Below are 26,403 nucleotides of genomic sequence, written 5' to 3'. Positions count from 1 at the left end.
CCTTCAAAGGTGACGCTTTAAATCACACATCACGTTCAGGGAAAACATGGAAATTTTCTTCACTATCTTGATTATGACCCTCGTGGTCTCCCTCTCTGGGGTGGTAACACGTATGTTGCCGTTTCAGATCCCGCTGCCGTTAATGCAAATCGCCATTGGCGCGCTGCTCGCCTGGCCGAACTTTGGCCTGCACGTAGAATTTGACCCCTGAGCTGTTCCTGGTTCTGTTCATTCCGCCGCTGCTGTTTGCCGACGGCTGGAAGACGCCGACCCATGAGTTTCTCAACCATGGTCGGGAAATTATTGGCCTCCGCGCTGGTGCTAGTGCTGGTCACCGTGGTGGGCATCGGTTTCCTGATTTACTTCCTTGTACCGGGCATTCCGCTGGTGCCCGCTTTTGCGCTGGCCGCCGTGCTTTCCCCGACCGACGCCGTGGCGCTTTCCGGTATCGTTGGTGAAGGGCGTATTCCTAAGAAAATCATGGGGATTTTGCAGGGCGAAGCGTTGATGAACGACGCCTCCGGCCTGGTGTCCCTGAAGCTTGCGGTGGCGGTCGCCATTGGGGCGATGGCCTTTAGCGTCGGCGGGGCATCGCTTGAGTTCTTCAAGGTTGCCGTGGGCGGTCTGCTGGCGGGTATCGCGGTCAGCTGGCTGTACGGTAAGTCGCTGCGCCTGATGAGCCGCTGGAGCGGTGACGAGCCTGCCACCCAGATCCTGCTGCTTCTGCTGCTGCCGTTCGCTTCTTATCTGATTGCCGAGCACATCGGGGTTTCAGGCATTCTGGCCGCCGTGGCCGCAGGGATGACCATCACTCGTTCCGGCGTGCTGCGCAGCGCGCCGCTGACCATGCGCCTGCGCGCGAACAGCGTCTGGGCGATGCTGGAGTTTGTGTTTAACGGCATGGTCTTCCTGCTGTTAGGCTTGCAGCTGCCCGGCATTCTCGAGACTTCTGTCGCGGCGGCTAATGCCGATCCGAACGTTGAGCTGTGGATGCTGTTGCTCGACGTCGCGATGATCTATTTCGCGCTGATTGCGGTGCGCTTCCTGTGGCTGTGGTCGATGAAGCGCATCAGCCTGCGCTTTTTGAAAAAAACGCCCGCTGGAGTTCGGCTCCTTCACCACTCGCGAGCTGGGGATAGCCTCCTTCGCCGGCGTGCGCGGGGCGATCACCCTGGCCGGTGTGCTGTCTATCCCGCTGTTCCTGAATGACGGCACGCCTTTCCCGGCGCGCTACGAGCTGATTTTCCTCTCCGCAGGGGTGATCCTCTTCTCGCTGTTTGCCGGGGTCATCATGCTGCCGATTCTGCTGCGAAATGTGGAGCTGGGGGATAAGTCACTGGCGCGTAAAGAGGAGCGCCTTGCCCGTTCCGCAACGGCTGAAGTGGCGATTGTCGCTATCCAGAAGATGGAAGAGCGGCTGGCCGCTGACAGCAAAGAGAATATTGACGACCAGCTGCTGAAAGAGGTGAGTTCGCGGGTTATCGGCAATCTGCGCCGCCGCGCTGACGGGCGAAATGACGTCGAAAGCAGCGAGCTTGAAGAGAACCTTGAGCGCCGCTTCCGCCTGACGGCGCTGCGTTCTGAGCGCGCTGAGCTTTATCATCTCCGCGCCACGCAGCAAATCAGCAACGAGACGCTGCAGAAACTCCTGCACGATCTCGACCTGCTGGAAGCGCTGCTGATAGAACACGAGTAAACCGCGTTAGTTCTGGCCGGGTTCAATTTCCGGCCAGAACTCTCTGCAGCAATCAATCCACGCCTGCGCACTCTGCGAAATATAGACTCCCTCACGCCAGATCATCCCTAACTGCCAGCTTAGGTTGCTGTTTAGCGGCAGCCACATCAGCGTGGTGTGGTCGAGCTTGCGGCAAATAGGCTCCGGCAGCACGGCAATCCCTACGCCGCCCTGCACCATTGCCGCCAGGAAATCCCACTGCCCGCTGCGCACCGCAATGCGTGGGGTGAAGCCGTTGTCGGCAAACAGCTGCATAAGCTGGCGGCTAAGGGAGAAATCTTCGTTGTAGATAAGCAGCGGGTGCTCGGCCAGTTCGGCCGGGTCAACGCTGGTGCGGCCGATCCACGGGCCGGAGCGGGGCACCAGCACGCAGAGTGGGTGGCGGAAAAGCGGCATCACCGTTAAGGCATCTTCGTCTTCTATCGGCATTGCCGTCACCGCGAGATCGAGATCGCCGTTGAGCACCGCCTGCTGCACCGTCAGGCCACCGAATTCGGAAATCTTGAACTCCACGCCGGGATAGCGATGCTGATAAACGCCTATCGGGCCGGTCATCAGGGTGCCGACCATCGGCGGAATGCCGAGGCGCAGCACGCCGTTGGTCAGCTGCTTGATATCGTTAAGCTCCGCCTCGAGCTGGCGAAATTCAGCCAGGATTGCCAGCCCGCGCTGGAACACGACCTGGCCGGTGTCGGTCAGCAGCAGGCGGCGGCCGTCGCGGATCAGCAGCGTACAGTTCAGCTCATCCTCAAGGTTGCGCAGCATTTTGCTGATGGTGGGCTGCGTGACGAACATCTTCTCCGCCGCTCGAGTGAAGCTCTGCTGGCGTACAACTTCAACGAAATAACGCAGCGTTCTGATGTCCATAACTATTCCCATTAACTATACCTGCAATGATTTTAATTCATTTCAGTAGCGATGAACCGCTCTCTATAATTGGGGCTGGTATTTTTCTGGAGTAGACATCATGGCCCTGGCGTTAGGTCGTTTTACGCCTGCTGTAATACATAGCCTGCGCGTCCCGGTGCAGGTTGCCCTTTACGCCGCGCTTTTTGTTTTTGCCGAACAGCTGGTCACGTGGAGCCACCTGCCGCTGCCGGCGAATCTGGTGGGAATGCTGCTGCTGCTGGCGCTGATCATTTGCCGTATCGTGCCGCTGAACTGGGTCAGGGAAGGGGCAAGGTGGCTGCTGGCCGAGATGCTATTGTTCTTTGTCCCGGCGGTTGTTGCCGTAGTGAACTACTCGCAGCTGCTGATGGTGGAAGGCTGGCGTATTTTTGCCGTCATCGCGGTCAGCACCTTGCTGGTGCTGGGCAGTACGGGCTTCGTGGTGGAAAAAGTTTACCGCTATGAGCTGGCTCGCGAAGCCCGCAGGCAGTCCCGTAATGACTAATTTCCAGCTTAGCGTGCTGTGCCTCGTGGTCACGCTGGTTTTCTATTTTGCCAATAAACGTCTGTATCGTCGCTTTCGCAAACTGCCGCTGATGCCGCTGGTGTTTACGCCGGTGCTGCTGGTGGCGATGCTCATTTTCGGCCATATCTCCTACAGCAACTACATGGGGGAGGCGCACTGGCTGCTGTGGCTGCTGGGGCCGGCCACTATTGCCTTTGCTGTTCCGGTTTATGACAACCTCAGGGTAATAAAACGCCACTGGATGTCGCTCTCTGCAGGCGTGCTGACGGCGATGGTTGTGGCAGTGACCAGCTCAATCTGGCTTGCCCGACTCTTCACGCTGCCGGACGGCATTCAGCGCAGTCTGGCCGTGCGCTCAATTACCACACCTTTTGCCCTTGCCGCGGCTAAACCCATCGGCGGGGAGCCGGAGCTGGTGGCGCTGTTTGTGGTGATCACCGGCGTGTTTGGGATGGCCGTCGGGGATCTACTGTTTCTGCGCCTGTCGATAAAAGAAGGGATAGCCAAAGGCGCCGGATTCGGCGCGGCTTCTCACGGCGCCGGCACCGCTCGCTCTTACGAGCTGGGGCAGCAGGAAGGGGTGATTGCCAGCCTGGTGATGATGCTTTCCGGGGTCGTAACGGTGCTGGTTGCGCCGCTGGTCAGCTGGCTGATGTTTTAACCTGCCGGGGCATATCCTGCCCCGGTAAGTGCTTACTAACTAGTGAGCCCGCCCCTGATCGATACCGATGCCGGTTTGAGAGCGAATAAACTGCGCGCGGAACTTCTCACGTTCCAGCTTCCCTTCCGGCGTATTATCGGTAATCGAGAACAGCCAGAGGCCGATAAACGCAATCAGGATGGAGAACAGCGCCGGGTACTCATACGGGAAGACCGCTTTTTGGTGGCCGAGAATTTGCACCCAGATTGTCGGGCCAAGGATCATCAGCACGACCGCCGTCAGCAGGCCAAGCCAGCCGCCGATCATTGCGCCGCGAGTGGTCAGCTTCGACCAGTACATCGACAGCAGGATAATCGGGAAGTTACAGCTCGCGGCAATTGAGAACGCCAGCCCCACCATAAAGGCAATATTCTGTTTTTCAAACAGAATACCCAGCAGAATAGCCACCACGCCCAGCACCAGCACGGTGATTTTCGACACTTTCAGCTCATCGCGTTCGGAGGCGCCTTTGCGGAAGACGTTGGCGTAAAGGTCGTGGGATACCGCCGAAGCCCCTGCCAGCGTTAGCCCGGCCACAACGGCGAGGATGGTGGCGAAGGCGACCGCGGAGATAAAGCCGAGGAACAGGTTGCCGCCTACGGCATCGGCAAGGTGAACCGCCGCCATATTGTTGCCGCCAATCAGCGCGCCCGCGGCATCTTTAAACGCTGGGTTAGCACCTACTAACATAATGGCGCCAAAGCCGATAATAAAGGTCAGGATATAGAAGTAACCCATAAAGCCGGTGGCGTAAAACACGCTTTTACGCGCTTCGCGGGCGTCGCTCACGGTGAAGAAGCGCATCAGAATGTGCGGTAAGCCAGCGGTACCAAACATCAGGCCGAGGCCAAGCGAAAGCGCGGAAATAGGGTCTTTCACCAGCCCGCCAGGGCTCATGATTGCCGCCCCTTTAGGGTGAACCGCCATCGCCTCGTTGAACAAATTATTGAAGCTAAAGCCGACGTGCTTCATCACCATAAAGGCCATAAAACTTGCGCCAAACAGCAACAGCACAGCCTTGATGATCTGTACCCACGTGGTGGCCAGCATGCCGCCGAACAGCACGTACATCACCATCAGCACGCCCACCAGAACCACAGCGACGTGGTAGTTCAGGCCAAACAGCAGCTCGATGAGCTTACCGGCGCCGACCATCTGGGCGATGAGGTAAAGCGCGACCACGACCAGCGATCCGCAGGCGGACAGCGTGCGTATAGGCCCTTGCTTCAGGCGGTAAGAGGCCACGTCGGCGAAGGTGTAGCGGCCCAGATTGCGCAGGCGCTCGGCAATCAGGAACAGGATAATGGGCCAGCCGACCAGGAAGCCCAGCGAGTAGATCAGGCCGTCATAACCTGAGGTATAAACCAGCGCAGAAATCCCCAGGAACGAAGCGGCGGACATAAAGTCACCGGCGATCGCCAGGCCATTCTGGAAGCCAGTGATGTTGCCGCCTGCGGTGTAATAGTCGCTGCGGGAACGGACGCGTTTGGAGGCCCAGTAAGTGATATACAGCGTCAGGGCGACGAAGATCAGGAACATGATAATCGCCTGCCAGTTGGTTGGCTGGCGCTGTACGTCGCCGGTTATCGCATCGGCAGCGAAGGCGCCCGCCGGCAGCAGAGCGGCGAAGGCCGCGAGTAAAAGTTTCATTTAACCCCCACGTCACGCAGCACTTCGTTATTCAGGCGATCAAATTCGCCGTTAGCACGCCAGACATAAACCCCGGTGAGCAGAAAAGAGATAACGATGACGCCAATCCCGATAGGGATGCCGCGCGTGACGCTGGTCCCGGCGTGAAGCGGGGTGCCGAGCCAGGCTGGCGCAAAGGCAATCAGCAAAATAAAACCGACGTAAATCAATAACATAATCAGTGACAGGATGGCGGCAAACCGTTGCCTTTTGGAAACCAACTCCCTGAAACGCGCACTGCTTTCTATCCGCTGATAAATGGTGTCATTCATCACAGAATCTCCAGAGGTTTTGTAGGATTTTTTATCCCCTCTCCCTTATGGGGAGAGGGTTAGGGTCAGGGGAAAGGTACGGTCTGATGCCTTCACCCCGGTCCTCTCCCGGAGGGAGAGGGGGAAAACATTATGATGGCATCGCGATGGCCTGCTTCTCTTCCAGCAGTTTTTCCACCACGCCAGGATCGGCGAGGGTTGAGGTATCGCCCAGGTTGCTGGTATCGCCGGAGGCAATCTTGCGCAGGATACGGCGCATAATCTTGCCGGAGCGAGTTTTCGGCAGCGAGTCGGTCCAGTGCAGAACATCCGGCGTAGCCAGCGGGCCAATCTCTTTACGTACCCAGTTGCGCACTTCGGCGTACAGCTCCGGCGTCGGCTCTTCGCCGTGGTTCAGCGTCACGTAAGCATAAATTGCCTGGCCTTTAATGCTGTGCGGAATACCGACCACAGCGGCTTCGGCAATCTTCGGATGCGAGACCAGCGCGGATTCGATCTCTGCGGTGCCCAGACGGTGGCCGGACACGTTCAGTACGTCGTCCACCCGGCCGGTGATCCAGTAGTAACCATCTTCGTCACGGCGTGCGCCGTCGCCGCTGAAATACATGTTTTTAAAGGTGGAGAAGTAGGTCTGCTCGAAGCGCTCATGGTCGCCAAACAGCGTGCGCGCCTGGCCCGGCCAGGAATCGGTAATCGTCAGATTCCCTTCGGTCGCGCCCTGCTGCGGGTTGCCTTCGTTGTCGACCAGCGCAGGCTGAACGCCAAAGAACGGCTGGGTAGCCGAGCCGGCTTTCAGCTCGGTCGCGCCGGGCAGCGGCGTAATCATAAAGCCGCCGGTTTCCGTCTGCCACCAGGTATCCATCACCGGGCATTTTTCATTGCCGATGTGCTTCCAGTACCACTCCCAGGCTTCCGGGTTGATCGGTTCGCCCACAGAGCCAAGAATGCGCAGCGAAGAGCGGTCGGTGCCTTCGGTCGCTTTATCCCCTTCGGCCATCAGCGCGCGAATGGCGGTTGGCGCAGTGTAGAGAATATTCACTTTGTGCTTGTCGACTACCTGCGCCATGCGGTTGGGCTGAGGCCAGTTAGGCACGCCCTCAAACATCAGCGTGATTGCGCCGCAGGCGAGCGGGCCGTAAAGCAAGTAGCTGTGTCCGGTGACCCAGCCTACGTCAGCGGTACACCAGTAGACATCGCCCGGATGGTAGTCGAAGACGTATTTAAAGGTGGTTGCGGCATAAACCAGATAGCCGCCGGTAGTGTGCAGCACGCCCTTAGGTTTGCCGGTAGAGCCCGAGGTGTAGAGGATAAACAGCGGATCTTCGGCATTCATTTCAACAGGCTGGTGCTGGTCGCTGGCCTTTTCGACCAGATCGCTCCACCACAGGTCGCGGTTCTGATGCCAGTCGATTTTGCCGCCGGTGCGCTTAAGCACGATAACGTGCTCGACGGTTTTAACATTGGGGTTTTTAAGTGCGTCATCCACGTTCTTTTTCAGCGGAATAGTGCGCCCGGCACGTACGCCCTCGTCGGCGGTGATCACCAGACGTGAGCTGGAGTCGATGATGCGTCCGGCCACGGCTTCAGGCGAGAAGCCGCCAAAAATGACGGAATGGACGGCACCGATGCGCGCGCAGGCCAGCATTGCGACGGCGGCCTCCGGCACCATCGGCATATAGATGGCCACCACATCCCCTTTTTTAATCCCCAACTCCACCAGCGTATTGGCAAAACGGCAGACCTCGCGATGCAGTTCGCGGTAGGTGATGTTTTTACTCTGGGCGGCGTCATCGCCCTCCCAGATAATCGCGGTTTGATCGCCTCTTTCTTTCAGGTGTCGGTCAAGGCAGTTAGCGGCTAAATTCAGCGTGCCGTCTTCATACCACTTAATAGAGATGTTTCCCGGGGCGAAAGAGGTATTTTTCACCTTTTTATAGGGTTTTATCCAGTCGAGGATTTTTCCCTGTTCGCCCCAAAACGCATCCGGCTCCTCTATCGACTGCTGATACAGGGTCTGGTACTGCTCCGGGTTTATCAGGCAACGGTCCGCAATGTTTGCGGGAATAGCGTGTTTGTGTATTTGGCTCATGGCTTTTTTTCTCCTTTAGGATGTTAATAATATGTCACACAAACGTTAATTGTAGGGGTATTGGCAGCTTTGTTTACTTTTTGGGCGGCAGATCACGCATTAAAATAATTGCGCAAAAAATGTTCAAACAGATGAATCATAAGAAATAATTACCTTTGTGACTTAATTCAAAAAACAAATAATGAATTTTTTTCCATAACAATAAGTTATATCCATCGGCCCATGAAAAAACCTGGTTATCTGTGATATAGCAGTGCATAACCTTGAAAATGAATGGTTGCGCAGCAGGCTATCGGGATGTTACTGATACGGCGCTTTACCAATCCCGCTTAACCTCTGACGTTTGTCATACCCCTTTCAGTTTGTGACGTCCTCCTGGGAAACCGTAGGGAAATGGCGCTTTTTTTAAGGAGCTGTAGTCGTTATGAAAAACTTTAAAATCAGCCTCGCCTGGCAAATTTTGCTGGCGCTGGTGCTGGGCATTATCCTGGGAAGTTTTCTTCATTATCAAAGTGATAGCCGTGAATGGCTGGTCGCGAACCTGCTCTCGCCGGCGGGCGATATCTTTATCCACCTGATCAAAATGATCGTTGTCCCTATCGTTATCTCTACCCTGGTGGTAGGTATTGCGGGGGTCGGTGATGCCAAACAGCTTGGCCGCATTGGGGCGAAAACCATCATTTATTTCGAAGTGATCACGACGGTTGCCATCATTCTGGGCATTACGCTTGCGAATGTGTTTCAGCCGGGCCACGGCATTGATATGTCGCAGCTTGCTACCGTGGATATTTCGAAATACGAGCATACCGCCCAGGATGTCCAAAGCCATGCTCACGGCCTGATGGGGACCATCCTGTCGCTGGTGCCGACCAACATCGTCGCGTCGATGGCGAAAGGCGACATGCTGCCGATCATCTTCTTCTCGGTGCTGTTTGGCCTTGGGCTGTCTTCGTTGCCGGCCACTCATCGCGAGCCGCTGGTCACCGTCTTCCGTTCTATCTCTGAAACCATGTTCAAAGTCACGCACATGGTGATGCGCTATGCGCCGATCGGCGTCTTTGCGCTGATTTCCGTGACCGTAGCAAACTTTGGTTTTGCTTCGCTTTGGCCGCTGCTGAAGCTGGTGGTGCTGGTGTACATGGCGATTCTCTTCTTCGCGCTTGTCGTGCTGGGTGCGGTGGCGCGTCTTTGCGGGCTGAAAATCACGATTCTGATGCGTATCCTGAAAGACGAGCTGATCCTGGCGTTCTCCACCGCCAGCTCGGAGAGCGTGCTGCCGCGCATCATCGAGAAGATGGAAGCCTATGGCGCCCCGGCGTCAATCACCAGCTTCGTGGTGCCGACCGGCTACTCGTTTAACCTCGATGGCTCCACGCTGTACCAGAGCATCGCGGCGATTTTCATCGCCCAGCTGTACGGCATCGAGCTGTCGCTGTGGCAGGAAATCATTCTGGTGCTGACGCTGATGGTGACCTCAAAAGGGATTGCCGGCGTGCCGGGTGTCTCCTTCGTGGTGCTGCTGGCAACGCTCGGCAGCGTGGGTATTCCGCTGGAAGGTCTGGCATTTATTGCCGGCGTTGACCGTATTCTGGACATGGCGCGTACCGCGCTTAACGTCGTCGGCAACGCGCTGGCGGTGCTGGTTATCGCCAAGTGGGAGCATAAATTCGACCATAAAAAAGCCCAGGCCTACGAGCGTGAGCTTTTTGGTAAGTTTGACAGTAAAGCCAGCAGTTAAGTAAAACCCCTCACTCCAAAGGGGTGAGGGGCTGTTTTACCCTATAGCGCTTTCGCGAAGGCGGGCCTTCAGCTTGTTGTACTCATCAATGACATACTGCTCTGCGGCCTGCTGATCGGCGATCGGCTCGACGCGCACAGCGCAGTACTTATACTCCGGCGTTTTGGTTATCGGGCTCAGGTTCTCCGTTACCAGCTCATTACAGGCGCCAATCCACCACTGATAGGTCATGTACACGGCGCCTTTGTTTGGGCGTTCGCTGACCGCCGCACGAGTGATAACCCGGCCTTTACGCGAATTCACCCAAATTAACGCTTCATCTTCGATGCCCAGGCGTGCAGCATCTTCAACGTGGATTTGCGCATAGCCCGGCTCATCGGCCAGCGCGGCCAGTGCGGCACAGTTACCGGTCATAGAGCGGCAAGAGTAGTGGCCGACTTCACGTACCGTAGAGAGCACCATCGGGTACTCGTCGGTGATGCGATCGACAGGCGGTGCCCAGTCGCAGGTGAAGAATTGTCCCAGCCCACCCGGCCGCTCGAACTTGCTTTCGTAAAGATAAGAGGTGCCCTGGTCCGCGTCGGAAGTGTCCCGGCAGGGCCACTGGATATAGCCCAGCTCGCCCATTTTTTCGTAGGTCGCGCCGTAGAAATCCGGACACAGATGACGAAGCTCGTCCCAGATCTCCTGGGTGTTGCGGTAGTGCATCGGGTAGCCCATGCGGGTGGCGATTTCGCTGATGATTTGCCAGTCCGTTTTGAGGTCCCACTTTGGCTCGACCGCTTTAAAGAAGCGCTGGAAGCCACGGTCTGCGGCGGTGAAGACCCCTTCGTGCTCACCCCAGGAGGTGGACGGTAAAATAACGTCAGCCTCGGCGGCGGTTTTAGTCATGAAGATGTCCTGCACTATCACCAGTTCCAGTCCGGCAAACGCTTTGCGCACCGCAGAAAGCTCGGCGTCAGTTTGCAGCGGATCTTCACCCATAATATAGGCGGCGCGGACTTCACCGTGTTCGACGCGGTGCGGCAGCTCGCTGATGCGATAACCGTTAGCTTCCGGCAGCGCGTCAACGCCCCAGGCGGCAGCAAATTTGCTGCGGGTTGCCGCGTCACGAACATACTGGTTGCCCGGGAACATATCCGGCAGCGCGCCCATGTCGCAGGCACCCTGAACGTTGTTCTGGCCGCGAACCGGGTTCACGCCAACGTTAGGCTTGCCGAGGTTGCCGGTCATCAGCGCCAGGCTGGTGAGCGAGCGCACGGTTTCCACGCCCTGATAGAACTGGGTCACGCCCATGCCCCACAGGATGGTAGCGGTTTTGGCTTTGGCATACATACGCGCGGCCGCGCGGATTTCCCCGGCGCTGACGCCGGTGATTTCTTCCACGGACTCCGGCGTGTAGCCTTCAACGATTTTGCGATACTCCTCAAAGCCTTCGGTACGAGAGGCGACAAAAGCGTGGTCGTAAAGATTCTCTGCAACAATGACGTGGCCCATCGCGTTCAGCAGCGCGATATTAGAGCCGTTTCGTAACCTTAAATGCATGTCGGCAATGCGCGCGGTTTCAATTTTGCGCGGATCGACAACGATAATCTGAGCCCCTTTCTGCTTCGCCTTAATCACGCGATTAGCCACGATAGGGTGTGAATCTGCCGGGTTGTACCCGAACACAAAGACTAAATCAGTCTCCTCAATCTCGACGATGGAGTTACTCATTGCGCCGTTACCGACCGACTGGTGCAGACCTGCAACCGAAGGGCCGTGTCAGACGCGTGCGCAGCAATCGACGTTATTGGTCCCAATAACGGCGCGCGCAAATTTTTGCATTACATAGTTGGTTTCGTTGCCGGTACCGCGTGAGGAACCGGTGGTTTGAATGGCGTTCGGGCCATATTTGGCTTTGATCTCGCTCAGGCGTGAGCTGACATAATCCAGCGCCTCATCCCAGGAAACGGCTTCCAGCTTGCCACCGCGCTGGCGGCGAATCATTGGGGATTTCAAACGCGGGGTAAGAATTTTGGTGTCGGTGATAAAGTCCCAACCGTAATACCCCTTCAGGCACAGGTCGCCCTGGTTGGTTTTACCCTGTGCACCTTCCGCCTTGACGATTTTGCCGTTATCCACCACCAGGTTTATCTTGCAACCCGAGGCGCAATAGGGGCAAACCGTGACGACTTTTTTCATCATGTTGCTCCAGTCAATGCTGTTATTTGAGTACGGCGATAAAAGCAAACCGTCTCGCTGCGCCTCTGAATGCATTATCTATGCCATATAGAGAGCATGGGTATTGGCGCCAGTTTGGCGAACAGGCTGACGAAAGGTCGAGGATATCGTCATAAATGACGTGTCGAACTGACGGGCATTTGTGACAGTGATAGAAAATTCCGCACGGATCTGTGTTCTTTCTGCTGCGCTCAATCAACAATCGCTCACACTAAAAAGAACCTCCTCACCTCCGGAGAAAATAATGAAACCTGCAATCCTGGTGGTGGATGACGATACGGCTATTTGCGATGTGCTGCGCGAGGTACTCAGCGAACACGTTTTTGACGTGCTGGTGTGCCATCGCGGCAATGACGCGCTGCAGATCGTAGCGGCTGAGCCTTCTGTTTCGCTTATTTTGCTGGATATGATGCTGCCGGATACCAACGGCCTGCTGGTGCTCCAGCAGGTGCAGAAGCTACGTCCTTCTTTGCCGGTGGTGATGCTAACCGGTATGGGCAGCGAGTCCGACGTGGTTGTTGGGCTGGAAATGGGCGCCGATGACTACATCGCCAAACCGTTTAATGGCCGCGTGGTTGTCGCGCGGGTGAAGGCGGTGTTAAGGCGCAGCGGGGCGCTGGCCGTAGAAACTAGCCCGACGAAAACCAGCGGGCTGCAGTTCAACGGCTGGCGGCTGGATACCGACCGCTGTCAGCTGATCAATGCTCAGCAGCAGCAGGTTGACCTGACCCAGGGGGAATATGGTCTGCTGCTTTCGCTGGCACAAAACGCCCGGAAGGTGCTGTCGCGGGAGAAGCTGCTCGAGCTGACCCACAGCGAAAGCCTCGAAGTGTTTGACCGCACCATCGACGTATTAATTATGCGGCTGCGTCGCAAAATCGAGGTAAACCCTCACCAGCCCACGCTTATTCGCACCATACGCGGTCTGGGCTACGTATTTGCCGCCGACATCACCCGTGGCGAAAATAATCTGGTCTAGATAAACCGGCGGTACTCATGACACAGATGAGTGATGATTTTTCGCCCTCTCCCCTTTGGGGAGAGGTGCGGGGTTAGGGGAGACTTATTTCACCGTCCATCCTTTGTAGCTGCCGATATTGCTCTTATCAATCATTGTCACCGGGATCAGCACCGGGCCTTTCGGCGCGGGTTTACCCTGCAAAATGTCATAGCCAATTTCGACCGCTTTCGCCGCCATCACCTGCGGATCCTGCGCCGGGGTCGCCACAAACAGCGAGCTTCCGCCGCGCTTCAGGGCTTCTTCACCGTCCGGGCTACCGTCCACGCCAACGATAAAGAACTCGTTACGCTGCGCCTGCTTTGCCGCCAGATCGGCCCCGATCGCCGTCGGATCGTTGATGGCAAACACGCCGTCGATCTTCGGATTCGCCGCCAGCAGCGAGGTCATTACTTCCAGGCCGCCTTCACGGCTGCCCTTAGCATTCTGATTAGAGGAGAGGATCTTAATGTCCGGGTGCTTTTTGAATTCGGTTTCGCAGCCCTCAACGCGGTTCTGCACCGCAGATACCGGCGGCCCGTTGATGATCACCACGTTGCCTTTGTCTTTCAGGCGGTCGGAAATGTACTTACAGGCCATCTGCCCGGCCTGGGTGTTGTCGGAGGTGATCGTGGCATCTGCCCCGTCAGCCGCCACGTCTACCGCGACAACGACGATCCCGGCGTCTCTCGCACGTTTAACCGCCGGGCCGATCCCTTTGGAATCCGCGGCATTCAGGATGATCATGTCTACCTTCGCGGCGATAAAGTTGTCGATCTGTGCGACCTGCTGGCCGAGATCGTAACCGCTGGAGACCAGCGTGACTTTCACGTTGTCGCCTGCAAGCTTACGGGCTTCCAGCTCGGCGCCTTTGGTTATCTGCACGAAGAACGGGTTGGCAAGGTCGCCCACCGTCACGCCGATAGACTTCAACTCTTTTGCCTGGGCAAACGGCGCACCTGCGATCATCGCGCCGGCCAGTAACGCAGTCACTATGGGTTTCAAACGCATGCTGTTTTCCTCACTCGTAGGGTTTTGTTGTTATGCACTTTGATGGTGACGGGTACGGTATTTGTCGATCAGCACCGCTATGATGATCACCGCCCCTTTGATCACTAATTGCCAGAAATAAGAGACGCCCATCAGCGTCATGCCGTTGTTGAGCGTGGCAATAATCAGCGCCCCCACCAGCGTGCCGGTGATAGTGCCAATTCCGCCCACGAAGCTGGTTCCGCCGAGGATCACGGCGGCGATAGCATCAAGCTCGTAGCCCACGCCGAGGTTACCGTTGGCGCTGTAGAGGCGTGAAGCGCTCATGATGCCGCCGAGGCCGGAAAGCAGGCCGCTCATGCCGTAAACGAACAGCAGCACCATCCACACTTTGATGCCGGTCAGGCGTGCCGCCTGCATGTTGCCGCCTACCGCATAAATATGAACGCCAAGCGTGGTACGGCGCAGGATGAACCAGCACACCGCAATTACCAGCAGGGCAATCACCACCAGCCACGGCACCGGGCCAAGATAGGCGTTGCCAATCCACTCGAAGTTGATATTGGAGTTAATCACCGTGGTGCCGTCGGCCAGCAGATACGCCGCACCGCGCAGCGCAGTATAGGTGCCGAGCGTGACGATAAACGGCGGCAGCCCAGCCCAGGCGACCAGCATGCCGTTAAACAGCCCAAGGCCGGTGCCCATCATCAGCGCCGCCGGAATCGACAGGCCTGCCCAGCCCGGTATCAGCGAAACGACCATCGCGGTGACCGCGGTCGTTCCCAGGATGGAGCCTACGGACAGGTCGATACCGCCGGTCAAAATAATGAAGGTCATTCCCGCCGCCAGTACGATGTTGATGGAGGATTGCCGGGCGATATTAAGCAGGTTCGATTCGGTAAAGAAGTTGGGCGCGATAAAGCCAAAGACGGCGACGATCAGGATCAAAATCGGCAAAATGCCGACTGTTTGCATTAAATCGCCGAACAGGGCTTTCTTGATCGAAGCGGATTTTGCCACCGGTTGCGTGCCTGAGTTAGTCATGGTGAACCTCTTTCTTATGGGCCTCGGTCACGCCGGTAGCCAGGGTCATAATATTTTCTTGCGTGATGTCGTGGCGCAGCAGCTCGCCGGCAATGCTGCCTTCGCGCATGACGTACACCCGGTCGCTCATGCCCACCACTTCGGGCAGCTCGCTGGAGATCATTAAAATGGCCACGCCCTGACGGGCGAGCTGATTCATGATGCGGTAGATCTCGCTTTTAGCGCCAACGTCCACGCCGCGCGTAGGTTCATCGAGGATCAGAATGCGTGGGCCAATGGCAACCCAGCGGGAAATCAGCAGTTTTTGCTGATTGCCCCCGGACAGGCCTCCGGCGCGAACCTGCGCGTGGGGCACACGAATATTCAGCAGGCTGATAGCGTCGTCGGAAATGGCCTGTGCTTTTTTACGGTCTAACATGCCGAAGTGGGCGTCACGCTCGAGCGTGGCCATGGTGATGTTGTCCTGGGCCGCCAGCTCGAGAAACAGTCCCTGCTCCTTGCGGTTTTCCGTCAGGAAACCGACGCCATGCTGAATAGCTTCGCGCGGTGAGCGAAGGGTTACCGGCTGACCGTCGATCTCAATCGATCCTCCCGTCGCTTTGCGCACGCCGAAGATCAGCTGTGCAAGCTCTGAACGTCCGGCACCCACCAGCCCGGCAAGGCCAACGATTTCCCCGGAACGCACCTGCAGGCTGACGGGCTGCACTTTTCCATTGTCCGTCAGGTGGTGAACGTTGAGGCGAGGGCTGCCCAGCGGGATATCGCGCTCTTTGTTGAACAGATCGCTGAGCGGCCGCCCAACCATCATTTTGACCAATTCGCTGGCGTTAAGGTTTTCACGCGTCAGGCTGCCCACATACTGACCGTCGCGCAGCACGCTGACCCGGTCAGAGAGCTCATAGATTTCTGCCATGCGGTGGCTGATGTAGATGATCGCCATGCCTTCATCGCGAAGGCGGAAAATCAGCTCAAATAGCCGGTGCGTTTCGCGGGAGGAGAGGGCGGCTGTCGGTTCGTCCATCACCAGAATGCGGCTGTTACGCTGGAGCGCGCGGGCAATCTCAACTTGCTGCTGCTCGGCAATGGTGAGCTTCATGACGAGATCCGTGGCCTTGAACTGTGCGCCGAGGCGGTCAATCACCACCTGCGCCTGCTGCACCATCTCTTTACGTTGTACCAGGCCGCCGCGCGCCAGCTCGCTGCCGAGGAAGATATTCTCCGCCACGGTAAGGTTTGGCGCGAGCTGCATCTCTTGGTAAATCAGGGTAATACCTGCGTTAAGGGCATCTTTGGGGCCCTTGATGGCATAGGGTTTGCCGTCAATCAGCACTTCGCCGCTGGTGGCAATATAGGCGCCAGCGAGGATCTTCATCAGCGTGCTTTTACCCGCCCCGTTTTCACCCATCAGCGCATGGATCTCACCGGGAAACACCGTTAAATCGACGCCTTTTAGCGCATAAAATTTGCCAAATGCCCTGGCAATATTGCGCATTTCCAGAAGGGGGACTCTGCTCATGATGCGGCGCCTTTGGGGTTATCAATAAGCGCCAGTCAACCACAGGCCGGTAAATGTAAAATGTCAGCGGCCGTTCATATTTGTCATAGAGTTGAATAGTTAACCTGGATCACATTCCCGGAGTGGAAATATTTATCAAAATCCGTGCAATGCTTAACTGGAGTGAAGATGTGACCCTCACCCCGGCCCTCTCCCTGCAAGGGAGAGGGGGAAAGGCGGTGTGCAAGCCCTTGTCCTCAATCCATATTGGGGAGAGGCTACCCTCTTTTTTCCCTCTCCCCTCTGGGGAGAGGGGCAGGGTGAGGGGAAAAAACAACCACGGAGCCTCTATGACCCAGCCTCGCCCTTCTTTTTTCACCAGCGCCCGTGGTCGCCTGCTGTTCTTCAATCTGCTGGTGGTGGCGGTGACGCTGATGGTCTGCGGCGTGGCGGTGCTTGGCTTTGAACACGCCAGCCGCCTGCAGGAACAGGTGCAGGGGCAAACGCTGCTCGATATGTCCGGCAGCATGGAGCTGGCGCGTGACACTTCTAACGTGGCGACAGCGGCGGTCAGGCTTTCTCAGGTTGTCGGGGCGCTGGAGTACCAGAGCGAGGCGGCGAGCCTGAAGCAGACCCAGCTTTCGCTGCAAAACTCGCTTTCTCACCTTGCCGCGGCGCCGCTGGCAAGCCATGAGCCGCAGCTGGTCAGCCGCATTATCAAGCGCAGTAACGAGCTGGAGAGCAGCGTCACCAATATGCTGGTCATGGGGCATCGCCGCCATCTGCAGCGCAACCTGCTGCTGAGCGCCCTTTACCAGAACCAGAGCTACCTTGAGCATTTGCAGGAAGTTAACGCGCGCGAGGGGCTTAATGTGCCGCAGGACGGGCTGCTAAAAGAGATGGATCGCCTGATTGTGGTGGCGATTCAGTCCGCCTCGCCGAGGCCTGCGGTTCGTCAGCTTAGCGAAGTGATGCAGCTTCTTCCTGAGCATGCGCCGTCGCCGCTCTCGGACAGCATTCTGCAGCAGTTCAGAAACGGCCTGCACCAGCTGCCGCCGCTTTCTGCGCAGCTTGAAGAGAGCGATCTGGGCATCGCCTGGCATATGTACCACATCAAAGCGCTGGTGGCTTTTCTGAATCAGGATATCAACCAGTACGTGCAAAAAGTGGGGGAGGAGTCGCGGCAGCGCAGCCAGCAAAGCCATCGGGATTTACAGTCTATTATCGCTTTTATCGGCCTGTTTGCCCTGCTGGCGCTGGTAATAACCGGGTTTGCCGGACTGTATATCTACCGCAACCTCGGCTCTAACTTAACGGCGATTTCCCAGGCAATGACGCGGCTGGCGAAAGGGGAGAAAGAGGTCAGCGTGCCTGCCCAACAGCGGCAGGATGAGCTGGGGGAGCTTGCCCGAGCCTTTAACGTTTTCGCCCGCAATACGGCTTCGCTGGAGCATACTTCACGCCTGCTAAAAGAGAAAAGTACCCTGCTGGAAACCACCTTCCACGCCATGCGCGATGGCTTTGCGCTGTTCGACAGCGACGGTTTTCTGGTGGTATGGAATCAGCAATATCCTCTGCTGCTGGGACTGGAGCCGCAGCGCCTGCAGCGCGGCCAGCACTATCTCTGGCTGCTCAGGCAGGTTATGCCGCTGCAGGAACATATGCTTGGCAACCTTTCGCGCCCCCTACCGAAGCCGCAGGAGCTGAGGCTGGCTGATGGCCGCACCATTGAACTGCGTTTTAGCCCTGTGCCAGAGCGTGGCAGGGTGAACGTGGTGCTTGAGCGCAGCGAGCGCAAAGCGCTGGAGGAGGCGCTGGTGCATAGCCAGAAGATGAAGGCCGTTGGGCAGCTCACCGGCGGCCTGGCGCATGACTTTAATAACCTGCTGGCGGTGATCATCGGTAGCCTTGAGCTGACCGCGACGGACTCCCCGGACTCGGTGCGCATTCAGCGTGCGCTTAAGGCTGCGGAACGTGGTGCGCAGCTGACCCAGCGGCTGCTTGCGTTTTCCCGTAAACAGTCTCTGCACCCGCGTGCGGTAGCGATGAAAAACCTGCTGGAAAACCTCGACCCGCTGATACGTCACTCGTTGCCTGCTCACCTGATGCTCACCGTTGAAGCCCAGCAGCCCGCCTGGCCCGCGTGGATAGACGTCAATCAGCTGGAAAACGCGATCATTAACCTGGTGATGAACGCCCGAGACGCGATGGAAGGGCGCAGCGGCGAAATCAAGATCCGAACCTGGAACCAGCGCGTGGTGCGGGGGGAAGGGCGCAAACAGGATATGGTGGTGGTTGAGGTGGCCGATGCCGGGCACGGCATGACGGAGGAGGTTAAAGCTCAGGTGTTTGAGCCTTTCTTCACCACCAAGCAAACCGGCAGCGGCAGCGGACTTGGGCTGTCGATGGTTTATGGCTTTGTGCGCCAGTCGGGCGGGCGAGTGCAAATAGAAAGCGAACCCGGCAAAGGCACCCGCGTGGTACTGCAGCTGCCGCGTGCGCCTGCTGAGGTGCAGCCGGAGGTGCCGTCGGCGGCTGATGAACAGAATAATATCTCCGACCAGCTTGTACTGGTGCTTGAAGACGAGCCGGACGTGCGCCAGACGCTGTGTGAACAGCTGCATGAGCTGGGTTATCTGACGCTGGAAGCCGACGACAGCCGGCAGGCTCTGCAGTTGATGGCCGATGTACCGGAGATCAGCATCGTCATCAGCGACCTGATGCTGCCCGGCGAGCTAAGCGGAGCGGACGTGCTCCAGCAGGCTCGCCGTCGTCATCCACAGCTCGATCTGCTGTTGATCAGCGGGCAGGATCTACGCCGCAGAGAACAGCACCTGCCGGAGGTGGAGCTGCTGCGTAAACCTTTCACCCGAGTGCAGCTGGCTGAGGCGCTGCGTAAAGCGCGGGCAGGAAGCTGGAGTGGGCAAGCGAAGCCGCGCCCTGCGCGCCGTTAAAGGCCGACGATGAGGCGTTGATAAAACGCACGGCATCATGAGGTAGCGGACGGCGAAGATAGCGTTTAGTCTGCGCAATCAGCGCTTCACGCGGGAAATCGACCATGTCCATCACCCCGCCGCCGAGGATAACCGCGTCCGGGTCGAACAGGTTAACGCTGGTGGCGATGGCGCGCGCCGCGTGGTCGATCAGGGTAACGACAAAGGGTTCCTGCGCGGCAAAGCTGAACAGCTCGCTAATCTCATACGGGCGTGGGCTGGCGTCGTACCAGCGCTTCAGGGCCACTCCCGAGCAGACCGTTTCCAGGCAGCCAGCGTTCCCGCAGCCGCAGGTCAGGTGCATATCGCCCTGCGGAATATGGCCCAGCTCACCGGCAACGCCGTGGGCGCCGGTCCAGGGTGCCCCGTTCAGCCAGACGGCAAAGCCCATGCCGGTACCAAGATAAGCCCCCAGTACCAGCTGGTTCTGTAGCTCGTTTTGTGCGACGTCGAAAGAGAGCTGAAGATTGACGTCACGAGAAAACTCAACCGGGCAGCCAAGGGCATCCTCCAGCTTACTCGCCAGCTCGTTCAGTTCCGCCGCGGCAAGCGGCAGATTGGGCGTGGAGATAATCGTGCGTTTGTCTTTGCCGACCAGCGCAGGAAACCCCATCACCATACCGCGGCAGCGGGCGTTAAAGCGATCTAACCGATCGTTTAACAGCTCGGCGATCCCGCAGACTACGCCCCCTGCGATAATCTCTGCGGTACGCTGCTTTTCGCAGTGCAGCACCGCGCCGGACTCATCCTGTAAACACAGGCGGATATGGGTGGCGCCCATATCCACACCGGCCACCACGCTAAGCGGTTTTGGCATGGGGGATAACCTCATTTTTGGCCGTCAGGATCTGCTCGCTCATCACCTGCCAGGCCTCGCCGATATCGCGGGCGTGGTTAAACAGCCCGGAGGTCCCGACGATAAACACATCTGCCCCGGCGGCCATGAGTCGTTCATAGGTTGCCGCGTTGCAGGAGCCGTCAATCTCAATCTCGTAGCTTAGCCCTTCGCGCTCGCGCCAGGCCTTCAGCTCGGCCACTTTATCCAGCATTTCCGGAATAAACGGCTGGCCGGCAAACCCAGGATCGACGGTCATCACCGTCACCTTGTCTGCCTTATGAATGTAGTACTTCATCGCCTCGACCGGGGTCTCCGGGTTTAAAATAAGGCCGACCTTCATGCTGTGACGGCGGATCTCTTCGATAAGGCGGAAGGCCTGACCGTTAAGGGTTTCCGGGTGCAGGGTAAGCATGTCCGCTCCGGCCTGCGCTAGCGGCGTGACGTAGTCCTGCGGGCGGGTCACCATCAGATGGCAGTCCAGCGGTTTGCTGGCAAGCTTCCTGACCTGGCCGACGAAGAACGGCGACAGCGTCAGGTTCGGCACAAAGTGGCCGTCCATAATGTCGATATGGAAGTAGTCGGCGTGCTGGTCAATAAACTCAATCTGTTCCTGGAATTTCGCCAGATCCATGCACATCAAAGAGGGGGAAATTTTCATTATAAGCTCCTGTAATTCTATGGATTTCGGACGACAGAAAGGCGGCCAGGCTGCGAGTCCCCAGCAGCATAGCTAACTATGTGACTGGGGTGAGCTGATGCAGCCAACGCATCTGCCGTTCGAAAGACGACGAATTTACTTGCTGATTAGTCGGTCCAGGGCCACCGCGCCGATAATCAGCCCGCCCATCACCACCAGCTGGTAATAGGTTTGTACCTGGAGAATATTGAGACCGTTGTTGATGGTGCCGATGATCAGGCCGCCAATCACCACCGAGAAAATTCTGCCCTTGCCGCCGAAGAAGCTGGTGCCGCCGATGATGGCGCTGGCGATGGCGTAGGTTTCAAACCCCATGCCCGCAAGAGGTTCTGCCGCCCCAAGGCGTGCGGTAGAGACCACGCCCGCCAGCCCGGCGCAGATGCCGGAGATGATGAACACCACCAGCATGTGAAACTTCACGTCGATGCCGGAGTAGAAGGCAGAGTTCTTATTGCCGCCGAGGGCGTAAATATTGCGGCCAAGGCGCGTTCGTGTGGTCAGGAACCACAGTATCCCGGCGACAATCAGCGAGAATATCACCGGCACAGGAATACCCAGCGGCGTGGCGGCGAAGAAGTTCACGAAATCGAACGAGAAGCCGTACACCGAGTTGGCGTCGGAGATAACCAGCGTGATACCGCGGAAGATGGCGTTGGTGCCGAGCGTGATGATGAACGGATGCAGCCCCGTCCAGTTCACCAGGCAGCCGTTAATCGCCCCGAGCAGCCCGCCGACGAGCACGCCGCCAATCAGCGCGGCGAGGAACGGATCTACGCCCGCCAGCATTAGTTTGGCGGTCACCATGCCGGAGAGCGCCAGAATCGCGCCGACCGACAGGTCAATCCCCGCCACCAGAATGGCGAAGAACTCCCCCATGCCAATAAGCACGGTCACCGAGCTTTGTACGAAGATGGCGCTGATGTTGCTGGCCGTCAGAAAGTACTCGGCGGAGAGCGTGCCGAAGATGGCGACGATAATCGCGAGGATGAAGAAGGTGCCGTATTTGTCCCAGAACTGGGCGAAATTAAACGGCTTTTTCTCGCTTTCTTCGCGCTTCATTCTTGTGGTAATGCCCATGCCATAATCTCCTCTTCGCTGATATCGTCGCGATTGGTCAGGATTTGCGTCAGTCGCCCTTCGCAGAACACGGCAATGCGGTCGCAGACGGCGATAATTTCGGGAAGCTCGGACGACACCATCAGGATGACCTTTCCGTCATCCGCCAGCTGGCGCATCACTTTGTAAATTTCGGCTTTTGCGCCGACGTCGATGCCGCGGGTAGGCTCATCGAAGATGATCACTTCCGGGTTGCAGCACAGCCACTTAGAAATCAGCACCTTCTGCTGGTTGCCGCCGGAAAGCTCGGTGATGTTCTGATCGACGCTATGGCACTTCAGCGCCAGCAGCTGACGCTGGGCTTCGGCGGTTTTACGTTCTTCGGCTTCGTCAAACAGCCCCATCGCGCCTTTGTAGCCGCCGCGCTTGAGGCTCTGGCTGACGGCCATATTCTGCGCGATGGAGAAGTTGGCGAAGAAGCCGTTATCACGGCGGCTTTCGGTGATGTAGCCCATGCCTTTTTTCAGCGCGTCCATGGGCGAGCGGGGCGAGATATTTTTGCCGTTAAGCAGAATTTCACCGGCAGCGCGTTTATCCACGCCGAACAGGCAGTCCATCAGTTCGGTACGCCCGGAGCCAACCAGCCCCGAGAAGCCCAGGATTTCGCCCCGGTTAACGCTAAACGAAATGCCTTTCACCTTTTTGCGGTCGCGGCTGGTGACGTTTTTCACCTCAAACACCACGTCACGTTCGACGTTCCCGGCGCTCTCTTTCATGGCGTTGAAGCGGTTTTGCAGCTCGCGGCCGACCATCAGGCGAACGATGTCATCGTTAGAGACCTCGCTGACCATGCCGCTGCAGACGCTGCTGCCGTCCTTCATCACCGTGTAGCGGTCGCAGATACGGCGGATTTCGGCGAGCTTATGGGAGATATAAACGATCGCCGTCCCCTCTTTGCGCAGCTGATTCATGATGAGAAAAAGATAATCTACCTCTTTATTGGTTAAAGAAGAGGTGGGCTCATCCATAATAATGACTTTGGCGTTCAGCATTAATGTTTTGGCAATTTCTAACATTTGCTTGTGGCTGATGGATAAATTTCCTACCTTTTCATCAAGATCCACTTTTAAGCCGACACGTAAAAGCATCATCGCGGCGCGAATACGCATCTCTTTCCAGTCAATAATATTAATGCCGCAGACTTTTTTTGTTGTATGGCGACCAATATAAAGATTTTCTAAAACGGTTAATTCATCAATCACGCTGAGCTCTTGATAAATAATGCCAATGCCGAGCTGGGCCGCTAATTTATGATCGAGCTTGTCATAATTAACATCATTAATTTTAATGGTGCCTTTGGTCGGCTCATGAATACCCGACAGAACTTTCATCAGGGTTGATTTACCTGCACCATTTTCCCCAAGCAGCGCGTGAATTTCGCCGGGAAATATTGTTAAATCAACCGATTTTAATGCGTGAACCGGACCAAAGGATTTGCCGATCCCCGCCATTGCAATGTATGGCGTGACCATGACGAGCCTCAATCATTTTTAGCGAAGGTTTCCCCTCACCCTAACCCTCTCCCCACAGGGGAGAGGGAATAACTACTGCCACAGCTTTTCTTTTAGTACTCTTTTCTCCCTCTCCCTGTGGGAGAGGGTCGGGGTGAGGGCATCAAACCACTCAGGCCAGAAACTATTTCGTCACCAGCACCGAATCCACGAGGCTGAACTGCGGGGCCTTATCCAGCGCAATCACCTTGCCGGTTTTGGCCGCATCCACCAGCAGCTTCAGGCCGGTTGCGCCAATATCTGCCGGGTTCTGGGCAACGGTGGCGGTCATCTGTCCGGCATCAACCATTTTGCGAGCTTCCGGAATCCCGTCGGTGCCGACGACCAGCACTTTCCCGGTTTTGCCTGCGTTGGCCACCGCCTGTGCAACGCCCATCGCCATGGTGTCGTTGGCGCAGTAGAAGGCTTTCAGGTTCGGGTTACGCTGCAGCACGTTGGTCGCCACGTCGAGCGCCTTAATACGATCCCAGTCGGCAGGCTGGCTGGCGACCAGTTTAATCTGGCTGGCCTTTTTAAAGGCGTCGCTGGCGCCTGAGCGACGGGCTTCGCCGGAGGCATTACCCGCTTTGCCTTCGATAATCGCGACCTCGCCGCCTGCGGCGCCGAGCTTATCGATAATAAAGCCTGCCCCTTTGGCGCCTACCGCGACGTTATCGGTGGTGACGAAGGCCTCGACGTTGCCACCCGCTTTTTTCAGGTTATCCATATCGATTTTTTCATCGAGATTGACCAGGTAAATGCCTTTTTTCCAGGCGTTTGCCACCGGCACCACAAGGTTCACCGAGGAGAGCGGTGCGAAAGCGATGCCTTTATATTTTTTATTACTCAGGTCTTCAAAAAGCTGTAATTGCGACTGAAAATCCCCTTCCGACGGCGAGGCAAATACGTCAACGCTAACGCCCAGCGTTTTTGCTTCATCCTCAATACCCTTTTTCATATCCACCCAGAAAGGGTTGGATAATGTTTTTAATACCACCGCGTAATCGGCGGCCGCAAATGCGCTGGTGGATAACATCAGGCCCATAGCAGCGCCGCTGAATATTTTCAGATATTTATTCATAATAATATTCTCAGTGTAGGGTGCAGTCAGGTCCCGCTTACGCGGGATCTCTTTTTTACTTCAGTGCGCCAGGGGAAAAGAAATCCACAATAGCGCCGGTTTTTTGCATGTTTAATGTTGCCTGTTCAATGTTTTGCTGTGCCACTGAAACAAATAATGCATCGAGTAACGTTAATTGTAATATACGCGCAGAGGCGTTGCGGCCTAATAAGGGTGTCTCTGGTGCTGGTGAGCAAATAATAAAATCAGCCAGCCGGGCAATCGGCGAATGATAACTATGGGTAATACAGATTATTTTGGCGCCATTCTTTTTCGCCAGCTCTACCGCCGCTTTTAAATCGCCGGTGCGGCCTGAATGAGAGACAACCAGCACCACATCGCCTTCTTGTAGCAGCGAGGCCGACATCATCATGATATGCGCATCCTGATAAGCCTGGCAGCGTACGCCGATGCGCAAGAACTTGTGCTGAATGTCGTTACAAATGGCGTTTGAGCCGCCAACGCCGTACAAATCCCGCTGTTTTGCCTTAGCAAAGTAGCGCGCCGCCCGATGGATCTCGTCGACATTCACGATCGACTGGCCTTCCATAATGGTGCGCAGGGTAATGTTAAACACCTTGTTAACCACGTCCTGCGGCGCTTCGTCGAACGCCAGCTCGGTCGGTAGCACCTGCTCTGACTCGGAAAAATAGGCGATCAGCGCGCTACGCAGGTTACGGAAACCGCTGAAACCCAGCAGTTTGGACACTTTAACAATCATCGCTTCCGACACCGTAAGGGCTTCGGCAACGTCTTTAATGGCCGGTGCATCGCTCAGATTTCCGGGCTTCAACAACCAGTCGACAATGCGGCTTTCGTTGTCCGTCATCCCCTCCTGCTTCATCCGCAGCCAGGGGGCAAGGCCGATACCAAACGGCGGCTGTGACTCAATGTCTGACTGACTCATCGTGTTCTCTCGATGTCCGTAAAGTGAAGACGCCACTATAACATCACAGCCTGAGCAGAAAATATGCTGATGACTTCACAAAAATAATTAATTCATAAAGTTTTATTTTTTGTGAAGTAATGTTCGAAATGATATTTATTTATCTTTATGAATTTAAAGATATTAATTGTGTTTTTGTCGTCGGGGCGCTCTGCCAGTCGGCACGGTGATAATAGTTTATGACGTTGTGCTGTGAAGAGTATCGGTGTAGAAATGGCCGGGAACCCGGCAATTTTGCCGATTAATTGGGCAATGAACCGGTCTTAAATCACAAAGGTTGCCGGGTTCGTAAAGCCACGACAACGGTGAGGATGAAAATGAAAAAAATTGCGTTTGGCTGCGATCACGTCGGTTTCCTGCTGAAGGCAGAAATAGTGGCGCATCTTGAGGATAAAGGGATTGAGGTGATAGACAAGGGAACCTGGTCCGGTGAGCGTACGGATTACCCGCTTTACGCCAGTGCCGTGGCGCAGGCAGTGGTCAGCGGAGAAGTTGAGGGCGGCATTTTGATTTGCGGCACCGGCGTGGGTATCTCTATCACCGCCAATAAGTTTCCCGGTATCCGGGCTGTGGTGTGCAGCGAGCCTTATTCTGCGCTGCTTTCCCGCCAGCACAACAACACCAACGTCCTGGCCTTCGGGTCGAGAGTCGTCGGGCTGGATCTGGCCAAAATGATCGTCGATGCCTGGTTAAGCGGGCAGTTTGAAGGCGGGCGGCACCAGGCGAGGGTTGAGGCCATTGACGCGCTGGAATCGCCGAGAATTTGAGATTCCTCCGCTACTGCCCAGGCAGCCGGCTGACTACGCTGAGGCCAGTC

Annotated in this window: 20 protein-coding genes and 1 pseudogene; 7 read left to right on the top strand and 14 right to left on the bottom strand. The window is 56.7% G+C overall.

The annotated features are described in order from the left end of the window. Positions 1-46 precede the first annotated feature (46 nt). Positions 47-1,696: pseudogene (locus tag EL098_RS20745) on the top strand (Na+/H+ antiporter). Between the two features lie 6 nt (positions 1,697-1,702). Here the strand turns inward: EL098_RS20745 and EL098_RS20740 are convergent. Next, positions 1,703-2,602 (bottom strand): LysR family transcriptional regulator, encoded by a 900-nt coding sequence (locus tag EL098_RS20740; RefSeq protein ID WP_126357908.1) that lies wholly within the window; start codon positions 2,600-2,602, stop codon positions 1,703-1,705. A 100-nt stretch (positions 2,603-2,702) separates the two neighbouring features. On the opposite strand from EL098_RS20740, the gene EL098_RS20735 reads away from it, so the two are divergent. Next, positions 2,703-3,128 carry a CidA/LrgA family protein gene (locus tag EL098_RS20735; RefSeq protein WP_126357907.1) on the top strand — a complete coding sequence of 142 codons (426 nt, stop codon included), beginning with the start codon at positions 2,703-2,705 and terminating at the stop codon, positions 3,126-3,128. Next, entirely contained in the window at positions 3,121-3,810 is a 690-nt protein-coding gene (locus tag EL098_RS20730) for an LrgB family protein (RefSeq protein WP_126357906.1), read from the top strand. The genes EL098_RS20735 and EL098_RS20730 overlap by 8 nt, the downstream gene beginning before the upstream one ends. A gap of 39 nt (positions 3,811-3,849) precedes the next feature. Here EL098_RS20730 and actP read toward each other — a convergent pair whose 3' ends face one another. The 3 genes from actP to acs form a co-directional block, all read right to left on the bottom strand. Next, a complete protein-coding gene (gene actP, locus EL098_RS20725; protein WP_126357905.1) occupies positions 3,850-5,499 on the bottom strand; it encodes a cation/acetate symporter ActP in 1,650 nt (549 codons plus the stop codon). Then, entirely contained in the window at positions 5,496-5,810 is a 315-nt protein-coding gene (locus EL098_RS20720; protein ID WP_126357904.1) for a DUF485 domain-containing protein, read from the bottom strand. The genes actP and EL098_RS20720 overlap by 4 nt, the downstream gene beginning before the upstream one ends. A gap of 130 nt (positions 5,811-5,940) precedes the next feature. Then, positions 5,941-7,899, bottom strand: coding sequence for an acetate--CoA ligase (gene acs, locus EL098_RS20715; protein ID WP_126357903.1), 1,959 nt, complete (start codon positions 7,897-7,899; stop codon positions 5,941-5,943). 424 nt (positions 7,900-8,323) lie between these two features. Between acs and gltP the strand changes: the two genes are divergently transcribed. Further along, positions 8,324-9,637 (top strand): glutamate/aspartate:proton symporter GltP, encoded by a 1,314-nt coding sequence (gltP, locus tag EL098_RS20710; RefSeq protein ID WP_126357902.1) that lies wholly within the window; start codon positions 8,324-8,326, stop codon positions 9,635-9,637. A gap of 36 nt (positions 9,638-9,673) precedes the next feature. On the opposite strand, the gene fdhF is transcribed toward gltP, so the two are convergent. Continuing rightward, positions 9,674-11,821, bottom strand: coding sequence for a formate dehydrogenase subunit alpha (gene fdhF, locus EL098_RS20705; protein ID WP_126358520.1), 2,148 nt, complete (start codon positions 11,819-11,821; stop codon positions 9,674-9,676). 283 nt (positions 11,822-12,104) lie between these two features. On the opposite strand from fdhF, the gene EL098_RS20700 reads away from it, so the two are divergent. Continuing rightward, positions 12,105-12,839 carry a response regulator gene (locus EL098_RS20700; protein WP_126357901.1) on the top strand — a complete coding sequence of 245 codons (735 nt, stop codon included), beginning with the start codon at positions 12,105-12,107 and terminating at the stop codon, positions 12,837-12,839. Positions 12,840-12,923: 84 nt separating this feature from the next. Here EL098_RS20700 and EL098_RS20695 read toward each other — a convergent pair whose 3' ends face one another. From EL098_RS20695 to EL098_RS20685, 3 genes are read right to left on the bottom strand one after another with little or no spacing between them, the layout of a single operon-like run. Next, positions 12,924-13,868 carry an ABC transporter substrate-binding protein gene (locus EL098_RS20695; protein ID WP_126357900.1) on the bottom strand — a complete coding sequence of 315 codons (945 nt, stop codon included), beginning with the start codon at positions 13,866-13,868 and terminating at the stop codon, positions 12,924-12,926. A 30-nt stretch (positions 13,869-13,898) separates the two neighbouring features. Then, complete coding sequence (locus EL098_RS20690; RefSeq protein ID WP_126357899.1) at positions 13,899-14,891, bottom strand: ABC transporter permease subunit; 993 nt, start codon at positions 14,889-14,891, stop codon at positions 13,899-13,901. Further along, positions 14,884-16,407 carry a sugar ABC transporter ATP-binding protein gene (locus EL098_RS20685; protein WP_126357898.1) on the bottom strand — a complete coding sequence of 508 codons (1,524 nt, stop codon included), beginning with the start codon at positions 16,405-16,407 and terminating at the stop codon, positions 14,884-14,886. The genes EL098_RS20690 and EL098_RS20685 overlap by 8 nt, the downstream gene beginning before the upstream one ends. Positions 16,408-16,736: 329 nt before the next feature. Here EL098_RS20685 and EL098_RS20680 point away from each other — a divergent pair, with 329 nt between their 5' ends. Further along, the gene (locus EL098_RS20680) at positions 16,737-19,340 is read left to right on the top strand and encodes an ATP-binding protein (protein WP_126357897.1); all 2,604 of its coding nucleotides are present in this window, start codon (positions 16,737-16,739) and stop codon (positions 19,338-19,340) included. Here the strand turns inward: EL098_RS20680 and alsK are convergent. The 6 genes from alsK to EL098_RS20650 form a co-directional block, all read right to left on the bottom strand. After that, on the bottom strand, positions 19,252-20,196 hold the full coding sequence (gene alsK, locus EL098_RS20675; RefSeq protein WP_126357896.1) for an allose kinase: 945 nt from the start codon (positions 20,194-20,196) through the stop codon (positions 19,252-19,254). The two genes, EL098_RS20680 and alsK, sit on opposite strands and share 89 nt — an antisense overlap. Beyond that, on the bottom strand, positions 20,180-20,875 hold the full coding sequence (gene alsE, locus EL098_RS20670; RefSeq protein ID WP_126357895.1) for a D-allulose 6-phosphate 3-epimerase: 696 nt from the start codon (positions 20,873-20,875) through the stop codon (positions 20,180-20,182). The genes alsK and alsE overlap by 17 nt, the downstream gene beginning before the upstream one ends. A 135-nt stretch (positions 20,876-21,010) precedes the next feature. Further along, on the bottom strand, positions 21,011-21,991 hold the full coding sequence (alsC, locus tag EL098_RS20665) for a D-allose ABC transporter permease (RefSeq protein WP_126357894.1): 981 nt from the start codon (positions 21,989-21,991) through the stop codon (positions 21,011-21,013). Beyond that, entirely contained in the window at positions 21,970-23,502 is a 1,533-nt protein-coding gene (gene alsA / locus EL098_RS20660; RefSeq protein WP_126357893.1) for a D-allose ABC transporter ATP-binding protein AlsA, read from the bottom strand. Before alsA ends, alsC begins: the two co-directional genes overlap by 22 nt. Before the next feature lie 163 nt (positions 23,503-23,665). Then, entirely contained in the window at positions 23,666-24,601 is a 936-nt protein-coding gene (alsB, locus tag EL098_RS20655; protein WP_126357892.1) for a D-allose transporter substrate-binding protein, read from the bottom strand. Positions 24,602-24,656: 55 nt separating this feature from the next. Continuing rightward, positions 24,657-25,547, bottom strand: coding sequence for a MurR/RpiR family transcriptional regulator (locus EL098_RS20650; protein WP_126357891.1), 891 nt, complete (start codon positions 25,545-25,547; stop codon positions 24,657-24,659). 356 nt (positions 25,548-25,903) lie between these two features. Here EL098_RS20650 and rpiB point away from each other — a divergent pair, with 356 nt between their 5' ends. After that, positions 25,904-26,353, top strand: a complete 450-nt coding sequence (rpiB, locus tag EL098_RS20645; RefSeq protein WP_126357890.1) for a bifunctional allose-6-phosphate isomerase/ribose-5-phosphate isomerase RpiB — start codon at positions 25,904-25,906, stop codon at positions 26,351-26,353. The last annotated feature ends 50 nt before the right edge of the window (positions 26,354-26,403 follow it).

Origin of the sequence: Cedecea lapagei (assembly GCF_900635955.1) — a bacterium.
In the GTDB taxonomy this organism is placed as follows: Bacteria; Pseudomonadota; Gammaproteobacteria; order Enterobacterales; family Enterobacteriaceae; genus Cedecea; species Cedecea lapagei.
Note: the sequence above shows the minus strand (reverse complement) of the source record. Positions and strands in the feature narration are given on the sequence as shown.

What these genes read in the sequence shown, in the direction of transcription:
- EL098_RS20685 (WP_126357898.1), bottom strand. Translation starts at nt 16,407, where the DNA reads ATGAGCAGAGTCCCCCTTCTGGAAATGCGCAATATTGCCAGGGCATTT.
- alsC (WP_126357894.1), bottom strand. Translation starts at nt 21,991, where the DNA reads ATGGGCATTACCACAAGAATGAAGCGCGAAGAAAGCGAGAAAAAGCCG.
- EL098_RS20695 (WP_126357900.1), bottom strand. Translation starts at nt 13,868, where the DNA reads ATGCGTTTGAAACCCATAGTGACTGCGTTACTGGCCGGCGCGATGATC.
- gltP (WP_126357902.1), top strand. Translation starts at nt 8,324, where the DNA reads ATGAAAAACTTTAAAATCAGCCTCGCCTGGCAAATTTTGCTGGCGCTG.
- alsE (WP_126357895.1), bottom strand. Translation starts at nt 20,875, where the DNA reads ATGAAAATTTCCCCCTCTTTGATGTGCATGGATCTGGCGAAATTCCAG.
- EL098_RS20650 (WP_126357891.1), bottom strand. Translation starts at nt 25,547, where the DNA reads ATGAGTCAGTCAGACATTGAGTCACAGCCGCCGTTTGGTATCGGCCTT.
- EL098_RS20690 (WP_126357899.1), bottom strand. Translation starts at nt 14,891, where the DNA reads ATGACTAACTCAGGCACGCAACCGGTGGCAAAATCCGCTTCGATCAAG.
- EL098_RS20730 (WP_126357906.1), top strand. Translation starts at nt 3,121, where the DNA reads ATGACTAATTTCCAGCTTAGCGTGCTGTGCCTCGTGGTCACGCTGGTT.
- alsB (WP_126357892.1), bottom strand. Translation starts at nt 24,601, where the DNA reads ATGAATAAATATCTGAAAATATTCAGCGGCGCTGCTATGGGCCTGATG.
- EL098_RS20680 (WP_126357897.1), top strand. Translation starts at nt 16,737, where the DNA reads ATGACCCAGCCTCGCCCTTCTTTTTTCACCAGCGCCCGTGGTCGCCTG.
- actP (WP_126357905.1), bottom strand. Translation starts at nt 5,499, where the DNA reads ATGAAACTTTTACTCGCGGCCTTCGCCGCTCTGCTGCCGGCGGGCGCC.
- alsK (WP_126357896.1), bottom strand. Translation starts at nt 20,196, where the DNA reads ATGCCAAAACCGCTTAGCGTGGTGGCCGGTGTGGATATGGGCGCCACC.
- EL098_RS20735 (WP_126357907.1), top strand. Translation starts at nt 2,703, where the DNA reads ATGGCCCTGGCGTTAGGTCGTTTTACGCCTGCTGTAATACATAGCCTG.
- EL098_RS20700 (WP_126357901.1), top strand. Translation starts at nt 12,105, where the DNA reads ATGAAACCTGCAATCCTGGTGGTGGATGACGATACGGCTATTTGCGAT.
- EL098_RS20720 (WP_126357904.1), bottom strand. Translation starts at nt 5,810, where the DNA reads ATGAATGACACCATTTATCAGCGGATAGAAAGCAGTGCGCGTTTCAGG.
- EL098_RS20740 (WP_126357908.1), bottom strand. Translation starts at nt 2,602, where the DNA reads ATGGACATCAGAACGCTGCGTTATTTCGTTGAAGTTGTACGCCAGCAG.
- acs (WP_126357903.1), bottom strand. Translation starts at nt 7,899, where the DNA reads ATGAGCCAAATACACAAACACGCTATTCCCGCAAACATTGCGGACCGT.
- rpiB (WP_126357890.1), top strand. Translation starts at nt 25,904, where the DNA reads ATGAAAAAAATTGCGTTTGGCTGCGATCACGTCGGTTTCCTGCTGAAG.
- alsA (WP_126357893.1), bottom strand. Translation starts at nt 23,502, where the DNA reads ATGGTCACGCCATACATTGCAATGGCGGGGATCGGCAAATCCTTTGGT.